The following is an 18,568-nucleotide window of genomic DNA, read 5'->3' as shown; positions in this document are numbered from 1 at the left end:
TTCCACCCCTTATCCTTTTCTTTGTCTTGCGTCGGCCGAGCGGCGTAGCGCTTGACCAATAAAATTTATACACAGCATCAATGTTAAAATCATGACTGATGCGGGTAACCAAATCCACCATTTTTCTTGTAATACATCTGGATTTCTAGCATAACTAACAAGTGTACCAAGGCTTGGTGTACTTTCTGGTAGACCAAATCCTAAGAAAGTTAGACCAGATTCAATACCGATGTTTCCAGCAAGATTTAATGTAACGCTAACAATGATAATTGAACTTAAGTTAGGTAGTACTTGGAAAAGAATGATTTTCCAGTTTGGTGTTCCTAAAGTTTTAGATGCAGAGACATAATCTAGTTCTTTTTCAGTTAATACTTTTGAGCGAATTAATCTGGCCTTTCCTGTCCATAAGAACACGCTCATAATTAAAATGAAAGTAAAAATATTGAATGTAGGAACAAGTGTAATAAATACAATTACAAGCATTAAAAATGGTAAAACCATAACAAAGTCGATAATGCGCATAATGATATTATCAATAGCTCCTCCAAAATACCCGGCAATTAATCCAATTGAAAGACCAATTAAACAAGAAAGAATAGTAATTGCTAATCCAATTGTAAAAGAGTTCCGTGTACCAATAATAAGTTGGCCGAAAATATCGCGTCCTCCATAATCTGTTCCTAACCAATGTTCAGCAGAGGGGGGAGCATAAATAGCGAATAAATCAACTCGTACAATATCTTCTTGTTTCATAATAAAAGATGTTGCGTAGACTGCTAGTAATAAGATTGCTAGGAAAATAAGTGAAAACATTGCTAATTTATCTTTACGAAGTTCTCGCCACATAATAGAGAAACCAGAAGGGCTTTTTTCGTAATGAATAACTTCAGTTTGTTTTTCAGGGTTTGCTAACATAACGTCATCTCCTTTCTTTAATCAATACGAATACGTGGATCGACGATGCTTAGAATAATATCTGAAAGGAGAGTTCCAAGTAACGTTGCAAATCCAGTAAACATAACGAGTGCAGTTATTACACTAAAATCACGTTGAGAGATAGATTGTATAAATAGTTGTCCAATTCCTGGATAGCTAAAAATACTTTCTAAAAAGATGGCACCGCCAACTAATCCTGTAATTTCATAGCCTAAGAAGGCTGCAATTGGTAAGAATGAATTTCGTAAAATATGTCTAGAATAGATTTTTGATTCTGGAACACCTTTTGCTCTTACTGTACGAACAAAATCTTTATGTTTCGTATCAATAATTTCGCTTCGTAAATATTGAACAGTACCAACTGTTGCGATTAATGCCCCGGATAAAGCTGGTAGTAGCATGTGATTCAATTTGCTTAAATAGTAAGCAAATGTACCTGTTGCAACTTGAGGATCTACGCTACCGCCGGTTGGGAATATTGCAAACTTAAATCCGAATAGGAAGAGCATAACTAGTGCAAATATAAATAGTGGTGTAGCAAAACCTAGATAGTTGTAAAGGGTAATGAGTCGATCAGCCCATGTATCATTCCAACGCCCACTTATAACTCCCAGTGGTATGGCAATTAAATAAGTAAGAATAAGAATGACAAGTGCTAAAGATACTGTATTTCCAAGTCGTTCTCCAATTAAATCGGTTACTTTCATTTTATGTGCATAGGAAATACCAAAGTCACCTTGGGCTGCATTTTTAATCCAGCGAACATATTGTGTTGGAACTGGGTCATTTAATCCAAGCTTTTCACGTTGTTCTTCAATCACTTTTGGATCCGCTTTTGGATTCATTGCTTTGCCAGTTAAGGCATCGCCTGGCATTGCCTTAGCTAGTAGAAAGACAAGTACACTTAACACGAATAATTGCGGGATCATCACTAAAAATCTCCGTAATATAAACTTCCACATGTTTTATCACTCCCTTATGGTAATGCCACCCGGTGCGTTGGCGAGATTGCTTTTAAGTCATAAGCACGACCGTTTTCATTGAAATAATTTTCGTATGATTTCTCGTATTCAGAGCTTACTTGTTGACGGAGCTTACGCTGTCTCTCTCTGTTTTCAGGACGAATATCAGGAATTGCTGATATTAGGCGCTTCGTATAAATATGTTGCGGATTACTATAAATTTCTGCACTAGTTGCTTCTTCGACGATGCGTCCGCGATACATAACACCGATACGGTCACACATATGACGAATTACACCTAAATCATGACTAATGAATAAGTATGTTAGTCCGAGCTCAGCTTGTAAATCTTGCAAGAAGTTTAATACTTGTGCTTGTACAGAGACATCAAGCGCAGATACTGGCTCATCAGCGATAATAAGCTTAGGTTTTAATGTAAGAGCGCGTGCAATACCAATCCGCTGCCTTTGCCCGCCGGAAAATTCATGTGGATATTTATAAATTGACTCTGGATTTAGACCAACTTTATCAAGATATTCTTGAACCGCTCTACGTTCTTCATCAGGTGAGAGCTTCTCAAAATTTCGAAGAGGCTCAGCAATAATGTCGAGAACACGTTTCTTCGGATTTAATGATGAATAAGGATCTTGGAAAATCATTTGAATATCTTTTCGTTGTTCACGTAGCTCAGAGCGACTTAATTTTGTTAAATCTCTATTATTAAAATGAATGCTACCCTCTGTTGCTTTCGTTAAATGCATAATTGCTTTACCCGTTGTTGATTTGCCACTTCCTGATTCACCAACGATCCCATATGTTTCACCCGGTTGTAATTCAAAACTTACACCATCGACAGCACGCACGTAATCTAATGTGCGGCCGAAGAAGCCACCTTTAATTGGAAAATGTACTTTTAAATCTTCTACTTTAAGCAGTGCCATGAGTTACGTCATCTCCTTTCTTATCTTGGAAGTTGAAATGCTTGTAGCAAGTACAACGTACCCAATGGTCTGGTTTTACTTCATGTAAAATTGGATTTTCCTCGTGTTGATCAGGTCTAATCCATGGAATTCGAGCTTGGAAGCGACAACCTGTGCGAGGAAGCTTCGCTAACGAAGGAACCACCCCTTGAATTACATGCAATTTTTCTTTTTCACCATACGCAGATGGAATGGAGTTTAATAGAGAACGAGTATATGGGTGAAGAGGATTGTTAAAAATCTCTTCAACTTTTCCTGTCTCTACAACTTGTCCAGCGTACATAACGACGATACGATCGGCTGTTTCTGCGACAACACTTAAATCATGAGTAATTAAAATGATGCCCATTTTCGTTTGTTCTTGAATAGATTTTAGTAAGTCTAAAATTTGTGCTTGGATGGTTACGTCAAGAGCCGTTGTTGGCTCATCCGCAATAATGAGTGCTGGGTTACAAGCAATTGCAATTGCGATAACAATTCTTTGTCTCATTCCGCCAGATAATTCGTGTGGGTATTGTTTATATGTAAGTTCTGGTTTTGGAATACCAACTTGATGAAGTAGTTCTAAGGTGCGTTCTTTTTTTTCAACTTTTGAAAGGCTTGTGTGGTAGTCTAAGTTTTCTTCGATTTGTTTTCCAACTGTCATGAGAGGATCGAGTGCTGTAAGAGGTTCTTGGAAAATCATACCGATGTTTGATCCGCGTACTTTATTCATCTCTGCGGCTGACATAGTTAGTAAATCCTTATCTCTATAGTTAAGCTGCCCTTGTAATTTTGTATTTGCTTCATTATGCAATCGCATAATAGAAAGGGCAAGTGCACTTTTTCCGCAACCTGATTCACCAACTATCGCGACAATTTCATTTTCATGGACAGTTAACGAAACATCATCTACTGCTGCATGATAGTGATCTTGTATGCGAAAGGAAGTCTGTAAGTTTTCAATGCGAAGAAGTGGATTCTTCATGGCTATCCCTCCATCTTTTCAGAAAAGACTAAATATTTTGTATGTTGTTGTTATTTTAATATAAAATGACAATGTTTGACAAGTATAAGTTGAGAAAATATTCAAAAATCTTTTTATACAAAAATTGAATGCAGTTGTATTAGTAGTTGAGGTGTTTTGGAAACGCTAACATATATGTGAGAGGGAAATAAATCTTTTGTAAGAAAAAAGTATTATATGTAGAAAAAAGAGAGGTGTTCTGGAAAGAACAGTCTCTCTTTTTTTGATAAGAATAATATTAGTACTTAAGCTTGTTTTGGTTTTGCAGATCCTGTCTTTAAAGTAAGAGCAAGGAAGAACATTGCAAGTACACAAGATACAAGTAATAAGATGAATCCGCCATCCCATCCGAATGCATCGACGATAAAGCCCATAGCTGCGCTAGCAAAAGTAGCTCCACCTAGGTAACCGAAGAACCCAGTTAAACCAGCTGCAGTTCCAGCAGCTTTTTTTGGTGCTAAGTCTAGTGCGTGTAGGCCGATTAACATAACAGGTCCATAAATTAAAAATCCAATTGCGACAAGTGCGATACTATCAATCATTGGATTACCAGGAGGATTTAGCCAGTAAACAAGAACGGCGATAAATACACCAACCATAAATAAAATACCAGCAGGTGCGCGGCGCCCTTTAAACAGTTTATCACTCATCCATCCGCAAAGAAGTGTACCTGGAATACCAGCCCATTCGTATAGAGCATAAGCTGTGCGAGAGCTACTATGAGTAAAACTTTTTTCCTCTACTAAATAAGTAGGAGCCCAGTCTACAACGCCGTAACGTACGAAATAAACGAAAACGTTCGCAATAGCGATGTACCATAAAAATTTATTGTTTAGTACGTATGTAAATAAAATTTCTTTTACTGAAAGTTCGCGTTCTCGATCTTTTACTTTTTCATCTGGTGGATATTCTCCAGTATGTTCTTCAATAGAAGGTAATCCACAAGATTGAGGTGTATCTCTCATCGTAATTAATACATAAATACCAACTAAAATTGAAAGAATACCTGGGAAGTAAAAAATACTATGCCAGTCATTTGCAAAGAAATATAACCCTAATGTTACAAGAGAAGGCATAAGTGCGCCACCGACATTATGAGCGACGTTCCAAATAGACATTTTTGTACCACGTTCACTAATAGAGAACCAGTGAACCATCGTACGACCACAAGGAGGCCAGCCCATACCTTGTACCCATCCATTTAAAAACTGAAGGACAAACATAAGTATAATGCTCGTTGTAATGAAAGAAAATGAGCCGAAAATAATATTAATGATACCTGATAAAAATAGCCCAGCTGCTAAAAAATAGCGAGGATTACAACGGTCGGATACGATACCCATAAGAAATTTACTTAATCCGTAAGCGATAGAAACTGCTGAAAGGATAACCCCAAGTTCCCCTTTACTAAAGCCTTGTTCGATTAAGTATGGCATCGCTAGTGAAAAGTTTTTTCGAACAAAGTAGTAACCTGCGTAGCCGATGAAGATACCTAAGAATACTTGTAAACGTAATTTACGGTATTCGCTATCAACGCGATCAGCTGGTAAGCGTTCCGCGTGGGGCGCAGGCTTAAATAATTGTGTGAAAAACATAAAATGAAAATCCTCCCCTAATGAATTCGAAATGTTGTAAGTCAGAGAGAATATAAAAAGGCCATGAAATATAAAAAAGTTTCCTTTTTTATGATTCATAGCCGTATACTCCGATTCTCCGTGACTGTCAATATTAACTTCGTCGAAAATTATACAACTTTGTGACAGGAATGTAAACGTTTTTATAAATAAAAAGTGTTGACGGATTTTGTTCGTGGTATTAATATTTAAATACGTTAAATATTTTATTGCTTAAATAAGAGGTGGATAACATGCCAAATGATATGACGCATATCGATAAAATTCAAGCTCTTGCCTTTTCGATTGGAAAGAAAATGCAGACGGAGTTATTAGAACAAATGCAAGCAACAGGACTTACACCACCGCAGTTTTATATTTTAAAGATTTTAGATCATTACGGTGCTTCAAGAGCTACAAAATTAGCAAAAAAGATGTATGTAAAGCCTAGTGCAATTACAGTGATGATTGATCGCCTAATTGACCAAGAGCTTGTAGAACGCTATCACGACAAAGATGACCGTCGTGTTGTCATCATTGAGTTAACAAAAAAGGGGAAAGCTAGAGTAGAAGAGGCAATGACCGCTCGTAATGAGCATATTGCAAAATATTTCTCACATTTAGAATTACAAGAAAGAGAAGATTTGTTACGCCTCTTTGAGAAGGTAGAAACAATTATTTGCGGGACACAAGAGAAAAAAGAGAATAACTAAGAGGAATTGAGGAGATTACATGGAGCAACAAGAAAACATAAATAGAAAGTTGCTGTTAATCGGTTTAATAATCGCGATGCTATTTGCTGCATTAGATGGAACAATCGTTGGTACAGCAATGCCGCGTATCGTCGGTGAACTAGGCGGATTAAGCTTAATGACGTGGTTAACAACAGCTTATATGTTAACATCAACGACAGTTGTACCAATTGCAGGTAAATTAGCGGATTTACTTGGCCGTCGTAACGTATATATTACGGGACTAGTTATCTTTATGGTTGGTTCGGCGTTATGTGGTATGGCAAATGGTATGACAGAATTAATTATTTTCCGTGGTATTCAAGGTCTTGGTGGCGGTATTATGATGCCAATGGCTATGATTATTATCGGAGATATGTTTACGGGAAAAGAACGTGCGAAATGGCAAGGTATTTTTGGTGCGTTATACGGTCTTGCTTCTGTAATTGGACCACAAGTGGGTGGCTGGATTGTAGACGCAGTGAACTGGAGATGGGTATTCTACATTAACTTACCAGTTGGTATTTTAGCAACAATCTTTATTGCAATGGGATTAAAGTCACATAAACAAACAGGACCGATCAAAATTGATATCGCTGGAATCTTTACGATGATTCTCGGTGTTGTAAGTTTATTACTTGCATTAACGTTTGGCGGAAAAGATTATGCATGGGGTTCTTGGCAAATTATCGGTTTATTTGCATTAGCTCTAATTGGTATTGTTAGCTTTGTTATCGTTGAAACGAAAGCAGAAGAACCAATTTTACCGATGCATTTCTTTAAAAATCGCACGTTTACAATACTGAATGCGATTGGTTTCTTTATGAGTATCGGAATGTTCGGTGCGATTATGTTCGTACCATTCTTCATGCAAGGAATTGTAGGAGTAAGTGCTGCTGAATCAGGAACAATCATGACACCGATGATGATTACAATGATTGTTATGAGTATTATCGGTGGTCAACTTGTATTAAAAGTTGGTGTGAAACCACAAATTATTACAGGGATGCTTATTATGGCTGGTGGTTTCTGGTTATTAACAACGATGGATATGCACACGACTAAACTTACTGCTACTTTTTATATGAGTATTATCGGTTTAGGAATGGGTCTTGTTATGCCGACATTAACATTAGCGTTACAAGAAAGTTTCCCGAAAAAAGATCTTGGAGTCGTAACATCATCAAGTCAGTTCTTCCGTCAAATCGGTGGAACATTTGGTATTACAATTTTAGGGTCAATCATGAATAACACTTCAGGTACAACATTAACAAATAAATTAGTACCTGTATTAGATACGTTCCCGAAAGAAGCGGGACAAATGGTAACGAAATTTAAAGATATGATTCATACAGACCCACAAGGTTTATATTCGATGCTATTTAGTCCAGAAGCATTAAAACAAATGCCAGAAGCATTCGCTAACAGCATTGTACCAATTTTGAAAAACTCCTTAGTAGACTCACTTCATACTGTATTCCTAACAGGATTAGTATTCATTGTAGTGGGTGCTATCTTTACGATTTTCTTACAGAAGATTAAACTATCAGATCGTAAAAAAGACGCTGAAGAGCCTTCTGCACAGGAAAAAGAACAAACTGTATCATATTCGTAATGAAAAAGCATCGCCTTATGGCGGTGCTTTTTTGAGTATAACCTTAAAAGCTTTTTTGTGAGAAATGATTGACGTATTTCTAGAAATACGTTATATTATTTTCTGTAAACGGTTACATGAAATGGAGAGGAAAGAGAATGAGTACGATTAAAGACGTTGCAAAATTAGCGGGAGTATCTGTTGCGACCGTTTCCAGAGTGTTAAATAAAAATGGATATGTTCATGAAGATACATTAAAGAAAGTAGAGCGAGCAATTGAGATGCTAGATTATAAACCTAGTACAGTAGCGCGTTCATTGTATAATAAAAAATCTCGTTTAATTGGCTTAGTTGTTCCAAATATCGTGAATCCATTCTTTCCAGAAGTTGCACGTGCCGTAGAAGATGTAGCGCATAAGCAGGGATACACAGTTGTCCTTTGTAACTCTGATGAGAGTTTAGAGAAAGAAAAGCAATATATTGATGTACTTAGGCAAAATAATGTGGATGGATTTATTGTAGCAACAAATCCACAAAATAGTGTTAATTACATGAAGTTGTCTGTTCCAGTTGTTGCAATTGACCGTATGTTTAATGAGCGTATTCCTACTGTATATGCAGATAACTATGCAGGGAGTCAGGCTGCGACAAAGTTATTAATAGATAAAGGCTGTAAACATATTGCGCATATTCGCGGACCGCGTGACGTAAGCACGGCTAATGAACGTTTTGAAGGTTTTGTAGACGTTATTACGCAAAATAATCTTTCTTATATGATTGCAGAGAGTACATTTGATCCAGCTAATAGTGAGCGTGTAGCGGTGGAATTATTAGAAGAATACCCACATATTGATGGAATTGTTGCTGGAAATGATTTAATTGCAATAGGTATTGTAAAGGCTGCACTTCAAAAGGGGATTTCTATTCCGGATAATTTACAAATTATCGGATTCGATGGAATTTCTTTAACAGAAATGATGTATCCATCTATTACAACTGTTGCACAGCCAATTTATGAAATGGGGAAAATTGCAACAGAGCTGTTGTTAGAGCAGATGGAAGGAAACGTATTAGAAGAGAAACACTATCGTTTACCGATTGAAATTATAGAACGAAATACAACGAAGTAAGGAGATGAAACAGATGCCAAATATTGCAGTAGTAGGTAGTATTTCAATGGATTTAGTGGCTATTTCAAAAAAACGTCCGAAAGCAGGAGAAACAGTAATTGGTGAAGCATTTCATACAATCCCGGGAGGGAAAGGAGCCAACCAAGCGGTTGCTGCAGCTAGATTAGGCGCAAATGTAGCGATGGTTGGAGCGGTAGGAAACGATAATTATGGAACTGTAGTTAAGAACAATTTAGAGAACGAACGCGTTTTTATCGACTATGTGGTACCGGTTACAGATGCGTCGACAGGAATTGCTCATATCGTTTTAGCAGAAGAGGATAACAGTATTGTTGTCGTGCAAGGGGCGAATGCTCTTGTAAATGAGTCGGTTGTAGATCGTTCAAAAGATCTTCTTATAAAAGCAGATATGGTTGTTCTTCAACTAGAGATTCCACTTGAAACAGTAAAATATGTATTGGCTATTTGTGAAGCGCATAATATTCCAGTTATGTTAAATCCAGCGCCAGCACAAGTATTATCAGAAGATATTTTAGAAAAGGCAACTTATATTACACCAAATGAACATGAGTGTCGCATCGTATTAGATGATTTCACATCACCAATTGAAGATTTACTGGCTAAATATCCAAATAAACTATTGATGACAGAAGGTTCTAAAGGTGTTCGTTTCCATAATGGTACGGAGATTGTACATGTTCCTAGCATCGCTGTTGATGTAGTAGATACGACTGGAGCTGGTGATACATTCAATGGTGCATTAGCGGTTGCGCTTTCTGAAGGAGAAACACTTCAAAAAGCAATTCGTTTTGCGAATATTGCTGGTGGCCTTTCTGTAACGAAACTTGGAGCACAGGGCGGAATACCAACGAGAGATAGAGTACGTGAAGTGCAGGTGATTGTCGGATGAAAAAGCACGGTGTATTAAACAGTGAGATTGCATCAGTCCTTGCTTCACTTGGGCATACAGATACAATTGTAATCGCAGACTGCGGGTTACCAATTCCTGACGGAGTAAAACGAATTGATTTAGCAGTTGAGATTGGAAAACCTAGCTTTTTAGACGTATTGCAAGTGGTAGCCGATGATATGGCAATTGAAAAAGTAACGTTAGCAGAAGAAGTCATTAACAATAATGCGGAAGTAAATAAAGAGATCGAGCTGAAATTAATAGAGCCAGCGTTTGAATATGTATCGCATGAACAATTTAAAGAGCACACGAAGAAAGCGAAGGCGATTATTCGTACAGGAGAGGCTACTCCTTATGCCAATGTAATTTTACATGCAGGCGTGATTTTTTAATAAAAGGAAGTGATGGGAATGCGTATTGAAATGAAAAATATTTCAAAGGCGTTCAATGGCAATCCTGTTTTGAAGAATGCACAGTTTAAGATTGAAACAGGGGAAGTCCATGCATTGATGGGGGAAAATGGAGCGGGTAAATCAACGCTCATGAAGATTTTAACAGGTGTATACAAAAAAGATGGTGGAACAGTCACGATTGATGGACAAGAACGAACTTTTAAAAATGCGAAAGAAGCTGAAGAGTATGGTATTGCATTTATACATCAAGAATTGAACATATTATCGAACTTAACAGTAGCTGAAAATATGTTTCTCGGTAAAGAGTTAATGTATGGGAAGACAGGTGTTTTACGAACGCGTCAAATGAACGCGATTGCGCAGCAGCAACTAGCGGAGTTAGGGTTACATGTAAAAGGCGCTATGTTGGCAGGAGAGTTATCGGTTGGACAACAGCAAATTATCGAAATTGCGAAAGCGTTAATGACAAACGCGAGCGTTATTATTATGGATGAACCTACAGCTGCATTAACAGATCGTGAAATTGAAACGTTGTTTACTGTCATTAATAAATTACGTAAAGAAGGCGTTTCGTTCGTTTATATCTCACACCGAATGGAAGAAATTTTTTCAATATGTGATGCCATTACGATTTTACGTGATGGGGAATACGTAGGAAAGAGACTTATTCCGGAAACATCATTTGATGAAGTAGTGAGTATGATGGTGGGGCGCAGCATTGGTGAACGTTACCCAGAGCGAAATAGTCAAATTGGCGATGTCATTTTTGAGATGCGTAACGGAACGAAAAAAGGGAAGTTTGAAAATATTTCGTTTCAAGTGAGAAAAGGTGAAATCCTTGGTGTTGCTGGCTTGATGGGAGCTGGCCGTACAGATATTATGAAAGCGATATTTGGATACGAACCTTTAGATTTTGGCCAAATTTTTATAAATGGACAAGAAGTAAAGATTGATAGTCCGATAGATGCGATTAGACAAAGAATAGCTTTTATTACAGAGGATAGAAAATCTGAAGGGTTAGTTTTAGATTTCTCAATTCGAGAAAATTTAGCTTTACCGAATTTAGAAAGTCTTTCAAAGGGAAGTGTCTTAAGTAACGAACTAGAACAACAGTTTACAGCGGATATGATGAAACTTCTTAATGTGAAAGCAGCTAGTGGAGAGCAAGCGGTGAAATCTCTTTCTGGTGGAAATCAGCAAAAGGTTGTTATTGCAAAATGGCTAGGTATCCACCCGCAGCTACTCATTTTAGATGAGCCAACAAGGGGTGTAGATGTTGGAGCGAAAAAAGAAATTTACTCTATTATGAATAAGCTTACTGAGCAAGGAGATGCCGTTATTATGGTATCATCTGAGCTTCCAGAAGTTTTAGGAATGAGTGATCGCGTTCTTGTTATTCATGAAGGAAAAGTCGGCGGCATTTTAGAGAAAGATGAGGCATCACAAGAGTCTATTATGGCACTAGCTACAGGGGGAGAGTAAGGATGGCTAAGAAGGGGAATGTATTACAACAACTCGGTTCTTTAATCGGTTTAGTATTAATTATCGTCGTAATTACAGCTTTAAATCCAGCATTTATTGAGATTCCAAATTTATTTAATATACTGCGTCAAGTATCGATTAATGCGCTTATTGCATTCGGAATGACCTTTGTAATTTTAACAGGGGGTATTGACTTATCGGTAGGTTCTATTTTAGCATTATCAAGTGCACTTGTTGCTGGAATGATGGCAAGTGGCATGGACCCGTTCCTTGCGATGGCAGTTGGATTATTAGCTGGTCTTGTAATGGGGATTGTAAACGGTATCATCATAGCGAAGGGAAAAGTAGCTCCATTTATTGCAACTTTAGCAACAATGACTATTTTTCGCGGGTTGACGCTTGTTTATATGGACGGACGTCCGATCACTGGTCTTGGTGATCATTTAATGTTCCAAATGTTTGGCCGCGGTTATTTTCTCGGTATTCCGGTACCAGCTGTTACAATGATGGTCGCTTTCGCAGTACTGTACTTCATTTTGAAGAAAACGACATTTGGTCGCCGTACATTTGCAATTGGTGGAAATGAAGAAGCAGCAGCACTATCAGGTATTAATGTTACGAGAATTAAAGTAATGATTTACGGTCTTTCCGGAATTTTGGCAGCGCTTGCAGGTATTGTCTTAACATCACGACTAGATTCTGCACAGCCAACTGCAGGTACTTCTTACGAATTAGATGCAATTGCAGCAGTTGTATTAGGTGGAACAAGTCTTTCTGGGGGAAGAGGATGGATTGTTGGTACATTCATCGGTGTACTAATTATCGGTGTACTAAATAACGGTTTAAATTTATTAGGTGTATCTTCTTTCTTCCAACAAGTTGTAAAAGGACTTGTAATCTTACTAGCTGTATTAATTGATCGTCGAAAAGAAGCATAATGGAGGGACAGTTCATGAAGAAATGGTTACTTATACTCGTTGCATGTATTATGGTCATTACTGCTGGTTGTTCAATGGAACCACCAGAATGGGCAAAGGATTCTAGCGATAAAGGTCGAAATAAAACTATTAAAGTTGGATTCTCTGTTTCAACTTTAAACAATCCTTTTTTTGTAACTTTGAAAAAGGGTGCAGAAAAGAAAGCGAAAGATAGCGGCATCGAGTTGATTGCTGTTGATGCACAAAATGATGCAGCAAAGCAAACGAACGATGTTGAAGATTTAATTCAAAAAGGTGTCGATGTAGTTGTTATTAATCCGACCGATTCAGATGCTGTTGCTTCAGCAGTAAGTGCGGCAAATGCAGCGAATGTCCCTGTTATTACAGTAGACCGCGTCGCAAATTCAGGTAAAGTTGTTTCTCACATTGCCTCTAATAATATTGAAGGTGGTCAAATGGCTAGTGATTACATTCGTGAATTAGTTGGCGGGGGAGCAAACGTTGCTGAATTAGAAGGAATCCCTGGCTCTTCTGCTGCTCGCGAGCGTGGGAAAGGATTCCATAACGTAGCGGATAAGTCTTTAAAAGTAGTTGCAAAACAAGCGGCTGATTTTGATAGAGCTAAAGGATTATCTGTTATGGAAAACATTTTGCAAGCAAATGGTGATATTAAAGCTGTGTTTGCGCATAACGACGAAATGGCATTAGGGGCACTTGAAGCATTGAAGTCTGCTGGAAAAACGGATGTAGTCGTTGTTGGGTTTGATGCAACAGAAGATGCTGTAAAAGCGGTTAAAGATGGGCGTATGGCTGCAACAGTTGCTCAAAAACCGGAATTAATCGGAGAGAAGGCGATGCAAACAGCAAAAGAGATCACGCAAGGTAAAAAAGTGGACAAATCTATTCCGATTGAATTAGAGCTTATTAAGAAAAATAAATAAATATAAAATGAAAATTAGGAAGGAAGAATAATAAATGAAATTCTTTATTGATACAGCAAACATTAATGAAATTAAAGAGGCAAATGCATTAGGCGTAGTAGCTGGAGTAACGACAAACCCATCACTTGTAGCAAAAGAAGGCGTAGATTTCCACGAGCGTATTCGTGAAATTTGCAGCTTTATAGAAGGACCTGTAAGCGCAGAAGTAATTAGCTTAGAAGCTGATAAAATGATTGAAGAAGGAAAAGAATTAGCGAAAATTGCTCCAAACGTTGTTGTAAAAGTTCCAATGACAACAGAAGGTTTAAAAGCAGTAAAAGCATTCTCTGACTTAGGAATTCGTACAAACGTTACATTAGTATTCTCAGCAGTTCAAGCATTACTTGCAGCTCGTGCTGGTGCAACATACGTTTCACCATTCTTAGGTCGCTTAGACGATATCGGTCATAACGGTATGGACCTAATCCGCCAAATCGCAGAAATCTTTGCAATTCACGGCATTGAAACAGAAATCATTGCAGCATCTGTACGTCACAGTGTTCACGTAACAGAAGCAGCATTAAACGGTTCACATATTGCAACAATCCCAGCAAACGTAATTGCTTCATTAGTGAAACATCCATTAACAGATCAAGGAATTGAGAAATTCTTAGCTGATTGGGAAAAAACACAAGAGAAATAATAGAAAATCGAGAATCCTAGTTTAATTGACTAGGGTTCTTTTTTGTTTGAAAGAATTTTCATGCAATTTTGCATATTGTCTTTTAAATTTGTTATATAAGCTATTTAATATATATCAAATCACTTTTTATTTTTCATATTTCGACATAAAAAGGTAGAGGTTCTGACCAGAAAACTGGAGGGGCATGATTCTATAACAGAAAGCTTAACGTTTATAGAATTATGCCTTTTTATATAGGGAGGGCAGAAAGTAGGGATTTTGATTTAAACGCACTAATTTATCTGAATTTTAAGTTTTATAAAAGGAGAGAAATAGAATGAGAAGAAAAGCGCCATTTAAAGTGTTATCATCTTTAGCAATTGCGGCAATTATCGGATGCACATCTGTAATGAGTACTCCGCTAGCATACGCAGAAACGCCAGCAAAAGAGAAAGACAATGTATCTACAACACCAATTGATTACAATTTAATTCAAGAAGATCGTTTAGCGGAAGCGTTGAAAGAAAGAGGAACAATTAATCCAGCATCTTCTAAAGAAGAGACGAAAAAAGCTGTAGAAAAGTATATTGAAAAGAAACAAGGAGATCAGGCAAATAAAGAAATCCTACCAGCGGATACTGCTAAAGAGGCATCTGATTTTGTGAAAAAAGTAAAAGAGAAAAAAATGGAAGAAAAGGAAAAGGTAAAAAAACCTGAAAAAAACGTTAGTCCTGAGCAAAAACCAGAACCAAATAAAAAACAATTGAATGGACAAGTCCCAACTTCTAAAGCAAAGCAAGCGCCATATAAAGGGTCTGTTCGAACTGATAAAGTATTAGTATTACTCGTTGAATTTAGTGATTATAAACATAATAATATTGATCAAACACCAGGGTATATGTATTCGAATGACTTTAGTAGAGAGCATTATCAAAAAATGTTATTTGGTAATGAACCGTACACGTTATTTGATGGTTCGAAAGTAAAAACGTTTAAACAATATTATGAAGAGCAGTCTGGTGGAAGTTATACGACAGATGGATATGTAACGGAATGGCTAACTGTTCCAGGAAAAGCGTCTGACTACGGTGCTGATGGTAGTAGTGGTCACGATAATAAAGGACCAAAAGGCGCACGTGATTTAGTGAAAGAAGCTTTACATGCAGCCGCTGAGAAAGGGTTAGATTTATCTCAATTTGATCAATTCGATAGATATGATACAAATGGTGATGGAAATCAAAATGAACCTGATGGTGTAATTGATCATTTAATGGTAATCCATGCTGGCGTTGGTCAAGAAGCTGGTGGCGGTAAATTAGGTGATGATGCAATTTGGTCACATCGTTCAAAATTAGCAATAGATCCAGTAGCGGTTGAAGGTACAAAATCAAAGGTAGATTACTTTGGTGGAAAAGTAGCGGCGCATGATTATACAATTGAACCAGAAGATGGAGCAGTAGGTGTATTTGCGCATGAATTTGGACATGATCTTGGCTTACCAGATGAATATGACACGAAATATACTGGAACTGGTTCACCTGTCGAAGCGTGGTCATTAATGAGTGGAGGTAGTTGGACAGGGAAAATTGCAGGAACAGAGCCAACTAGTTTCTCACCACAAAATAAAGACTTCTTACAAAAGAATATGGGCGGCAACTGGGCAAAAATTTTAGAAGTAGATTACGATAAAATTAAGCGTGGAGTAGGAATTCCTACATATATCGATCAAAGTGTTACGAAATCCAATCGTCCAGGCGTTGTACGTGTTAACTTACCGGGTAAGAGTGTTGAAACGATTAAACCGGAGTTTGGAAAGCATGCATATTATAGTACAAGAGGAGATGATATGCATACAACACTAGAGACACCATTCTTTGATTTAACAAAAGGAACAAATGCAAAATTCGATTATAAAGCAAATTATGAGTTAGAAGCAGAGTGCGATTTTGTCGAAGTGCATGCAGTAACAGAAGATGGAACGAAAACGTTAATTGATAGACTTGGAGAAAAAGTAGTCCAAGAAGATAAAGATACAACAGATGGAAAATGGATGGATAAATCATATGATTTAAGTCAATTTAAAGGGGAAAAAGTGAAACTGCAATTCGATTATATTACAGATCCGGCTGTAACATATAAAGGTTTCGCGATGGATAATGTAAATGTAACTGTTGATGGACAAGTTGTATTTTCTGATGATACAGAAGGACAGGCTAAAATGAATTTAAATGGTTTTGTTGTTTCTGATGGGACAGAAAAGAAAGCTCATTATTACTACTTAGAGTGGAGAAACTATGCGGGATCAGATAATGGATTAAAAGCAGGAAAAGGTCCAGTGTATAATACAGGTCTTGTCGTTTGGTATGCAGATGATAGCTTCAAAGATAACTGGGTTGGGGTGCATCCAGGTGAAGGATTCCTTGGCGTTGTGGATTCGCATCCAGAGGCATTTGTTGGGAATTTAAACGGAAGACCAACTTACGGTAATACAGGTATGCAAATTGCAGATGCTGCATTTTCATTTGATCAAACACCAGCATGGAGTGCAAATTCATTAACACGTGGACAGTTTAACTATTCTGGATTACAAGGTGTTACAACATTTGATGATTCAAAAGTATATAGTAACAAACAAATTGCAGATGCAGGAAGAAAAGTTCCAAACCTTGGACTTAAATTCCAAGTTGTTGGACAGGCAGAGGATAAATCGGCAGGCGCTGTTTGGATTAAACGTTAATAACATAAAAGCACATTCTTCATATGAAGAGTGTGCTTTTCAATTTGTACAGTAAGTTATTATTTTAGCTTATGTAATACAAGGGTCTGTTCATATGTAGTGTATCAAATTATGTGGGGAAAGGAAATATTTCCGAGGAAATTGTCGAAGTATCGTTGGTATTTATACACTTTTTTTGTAAAAGAAGAAATGTAGTGTTGCCTTTACAGTTTAACTTATTTACATTGTTACTTGGCTATACACAAAAGTAATATATACGGCAATAAAAGAGACAATGATGGAATTAACCCATCATTGTCTTTTTTACTTTGCTGTTTGCTTTACTTTTTATTTTGCTTCTTACATAAATCATTCCAGCGAATGTTAATAAGAATGCAGTTCCGATAACGAAGCTGACGCTAGGGGATGCCCCGATTGCACCAACTATAAAGGATCCAGAAACAACTCCTAATGAGAAGAAAGCATAAAACAATCCGAATGCTTTTCCGCGCTTATCATCTGTCGTATTTTCAACAAGTAATGCATTTATCGATGGGAAAAGGATAGCGAATCCAATGCCATAAATCATCATAACGATAAAGAGCATACCTTTTGTTGCGAATAATCCAAGTAAAGATAACGCGAATGCCATTACTGCAATCCCAATTAGCATGAGTTTTGAACGATTAAATCGATCGTAAATACGGTTTGTTGGTAGCAAGAAGAAGAGGATAGCGGTAATTCCGAATACACTTAACATCATGCCTGTTGTAGATGCTTTAAGCGCTAATGCCTCAACTTTCACTGGTAGCATATAAGTGACAATTCCTTGTGAGAACATTAGTGTGAAAGCACCAATATATGCTTGCAATAACGGTTCTGATTTCAATAGTTCAATCATATCTTCTTTGTTCATCATTTGTGTTCTTGAGGTATCTTTTCTTGATACGTTATTTGGTAAGAAGAATAGAGATACGATTGTACCAAGGACCATTAAAATAGAAATGGTGATGAACACCCACTCTATACCAGCAGTTGCTTTCATAATTCCACTGAAAGCCGGTCCTACAATTGCCGCTGTTCCAACAGCAGCACCAGATAGAGCCATTGCCTTACCTTGTCTTGCTGAATTTGTTTGTTTTGATAAAAACGTAAAAGCAGCAGGAATTAAAAATCCGTCACTAAAGCCGTGCATAAAGCGCACAACTAATAGTTGTTCACCACTTTGAACAACGGTGTATAACAAGACTATGAAACTCGTAAGTCCCATGCTTATATAAAGTATTTTTTTTGCACCAAATTTATCGACAGCAGCGCCAGCAATAATATTACCGATCATATTAGCGAATGAGTACATACCGACAACTAGCCCAATAATAAGAGGAGATCCTCCAAGACTTTGAGCGAACGTACTCATAATAGGTAATTGTGAAAATGTATCTAGAAACGCTACGATAACAATAAAGTAAATAAAATATTTCAAGCGATATTCACCTCTCCTCTGCTATTATGGCATAATGCTAATTTCAACCGCAATGAAATTAGCATTAACAGA

16 protein-coding genes are annotated in these 18,568 nt (G+C 37.3%); 10 read left to right on the top strand and 6 right to left on the bottom strand.

What is annotated here, in order from left to right:
* Nucleotides 1-9 precede the first annotated feature (9 nt).
* The 5 genes from AC3WTA_RS22375 to glpT form a co-directional block, all read right to left on the bottom strand.
* The gene (locus tag AC3WTA_RS22375; protein ID WP_000880734.1) at nt 10-915 is read right to left on the bottom strand and encodes an ABC transporter permease; all 906 of its coding nucleotides are present in this window, start codon (nt 913-915) and stop codon (nt 10-12) included.
* A 17-nt stretch (nt 916-932) separates the two neighbouring features.
* Nucleotides 933-1,898, bottom strand: coding sequence for an oligopeptide ABC transporter permease (gene opp4B / locus AC3WTA_RS22370; RefSeq protein ID WP_033657692.1), 966 nt, complete (start codon nt 1,896-1,898; stop codon nt 933-935).
* Between the two features lie 14 nt (nt 1,899-1,912).
* Entirely contained in the window at nt 1,913-2,839 is a 927-nt protein-coding gene (locus AC3WTA_RS22365; RefSeq protein ID WP_001196372.1) for an ABC transporter ATP-binding protein, read from the bottom strand.
* Nucleotides 2,826-3,845, bottom strand: coding sequence for an ABC transporter ATP-binding protein (locus tag AC3WTA_RS22360; protein ID WP_000795364.1), 1,020 nt, complete (start codon nt 3,843-3,845; stop codon nt 2,826-2,828). The genes AC3WTA_RS22365 and AC3WTA_RS22360 overlap by 14 nt, the downstream gene beginning before the upstream one ends.
* A gap of 284 nt (nt 3,846-4,129) precedes the next feature.
* A complete protein-coding gene (glpT, locus tag AC3WTA_RS22355) occupies nt 4,130-5,479 on the bottom strand; it encodes a glycerol-3-phosphate transporter (protein WP_000466387.1) in 1,350 nt (449 codons plus the stop codon).
* A gap of 272 nt (nt 5,480-5,751) precedes the next feature.
* On the opposite strand from glpT, the gene AC3WTA_RS22350 reads away from it, so the two are divergent.
* From AC3WTA_RS22350 to inhA2, 10 genes are all read left to right on the top strand, one after another.
* Nucleotides 5,752-6,210: a MarR family winged helix-turn-helix transcriptional regulator gene (locus AC3WTA_RS22350; protein ID WP_492333030.1), complete on the top strand. Its 459-nt coding sequence runs from the start codon at nt 5,752-5,754 to the stop codon at nt 6,208-6,210.
* A gap of 19 nt (nt 6,211-6,229) precedes the next feature.
* Nucleotides 6,230-7,843 (top strand): MDR family MFS transporter, encoded by a 1,614-nt coding sequence (locus AC3WTA_RS22345; RefSeq protein WP_000437637.1) that lies wholly within the window; start codon nt 6,230-6,232, stop codon nt 7,841-7,843.
* A gap of 137 nt (nt 7,844-7,980) precedes the next feature.
* Nucleotides 7,981-8,952 (top strand): ribose operon transcriptional repressor RbsR, encoded by a 972-nt coding sequence (gene rbsR / locus AC3WTA_RS22340; RefSeq protein ID WP_000104028.1) that lies wholly within the window; start codon nt 7,981-7,983, stop codon nt 8,950-8,952.
* 13 nt (nt 8,953-8,965) lie between these two features.
* Complete coding sequence (gene rbsK / locus AC3WTA_RS22335) at nt 8,966-9,862, top strand: ribokinase (RefSeq protein ID WP_088106827.1); 897 nt, start codon at nt 8,966-8,968, stop codon at nt 9,860-9,862.
* Nucleotides 9,859-10,254 carry a D-ribose pyranase gene (gene rbsD, locus AC3WTA_RS22330; protein WP_000716160.1) on the top strand — a complete coding sequence of 132 codons (396 nt, stop codon included), beginning with the start codon at nt 9,859-9,861 and terminating at the stop codon, nt 10,252-10,254. Before rbsK ends, rbsD begins: the two co-directional genes overlap by 4 nt.
* Before the next feature lie 18 nt (nt 10,255-10,272).
* Entirely contained in the window at nt 10,273-11,757 is a 1,485-nt protein-coding gene (gene rbsA, locus AC3WTA_RS22325) for a ribose ABC transporter ATP-binding protein RbsA (RefSeq protein ID WP_001217676.1), read from the top strand.
* A 2-nt stretch (nt 11,758-11,759) separates the two neighbouring features.
* A complete protein-coding gene (locus tag AC3WTA_RS22320; protein WP_001074645.1) occupies nt 11,760-12,695 on the top strand; it encodes an ABC transporter permease subunit in 936 nt (311 codons plus the stop codon).
* A gap of 14 nt (nt 12,696-12,709) precedes the next feature.
* The gene (gene rbsB / locus AC3WTA_RS22315) at nt 12,710-13,636 is read left to right on the top strand and encodes a ribose ABC transporter substrate-binding protein RbsB (protein ID WP_000758981.1); all 927 of its coding nucleotides are present in this window, start codon (nt 12,710-12,712) and stop codon (nt 13,634-13,636) included.
* A gap of 34 nt (nt 13,637-13,670) precedes the next feature.
* On the top strand, nt 13,671-14,318 hold the full coding sequence (fsa, locus tag AC3WTA_RS22310; RefSeq protein ID WP_000667669.1) for a fructose-6-phosphate aldolase: 648 nt from the start codon (nt 13,671-13,673) through the stop codon (nt 14,316-14,318).
* A 316-nt stretch (nt 14,319-14,634) separates the two neighbouring features.
* Entirely contained in the window at nt 14,635-17,034 is a 2,400-nt protein-coding gene (gene inhA2 / locus AC3WTA_RS22305; protein ID WP_001252996.1) for a M6 family metalloprotease immune inhibitor InhA2, read from the top strand.
* A 283-nt stretch (nt 17,035-17,317) separates the two neighbouring features.
* Here inhA2 and AC3WTA_RS22300 read toward each other — a convergent pair whose 3' ends face one another.
* Nucleotides 17,318-18,496, bottom strand: a complete 1,179-nt coding sequence (locus AC3WTA_RS22300) for an MFS transporter (RefSeq protein ID WP_000873252.1) — start codon at nt 18,494-18,496, stop codon at nt 17,318-17,320.
* Nucleotides 18,497-18,568 lie beyond the last annotated feature (72 nt).

This window comes from Bacillus sp. EB106-07-01-XG149, from assembly GCF_058791555.1.
This window is presented reverse-complemented; position numbering and strand designations above follow the sequence as displayed.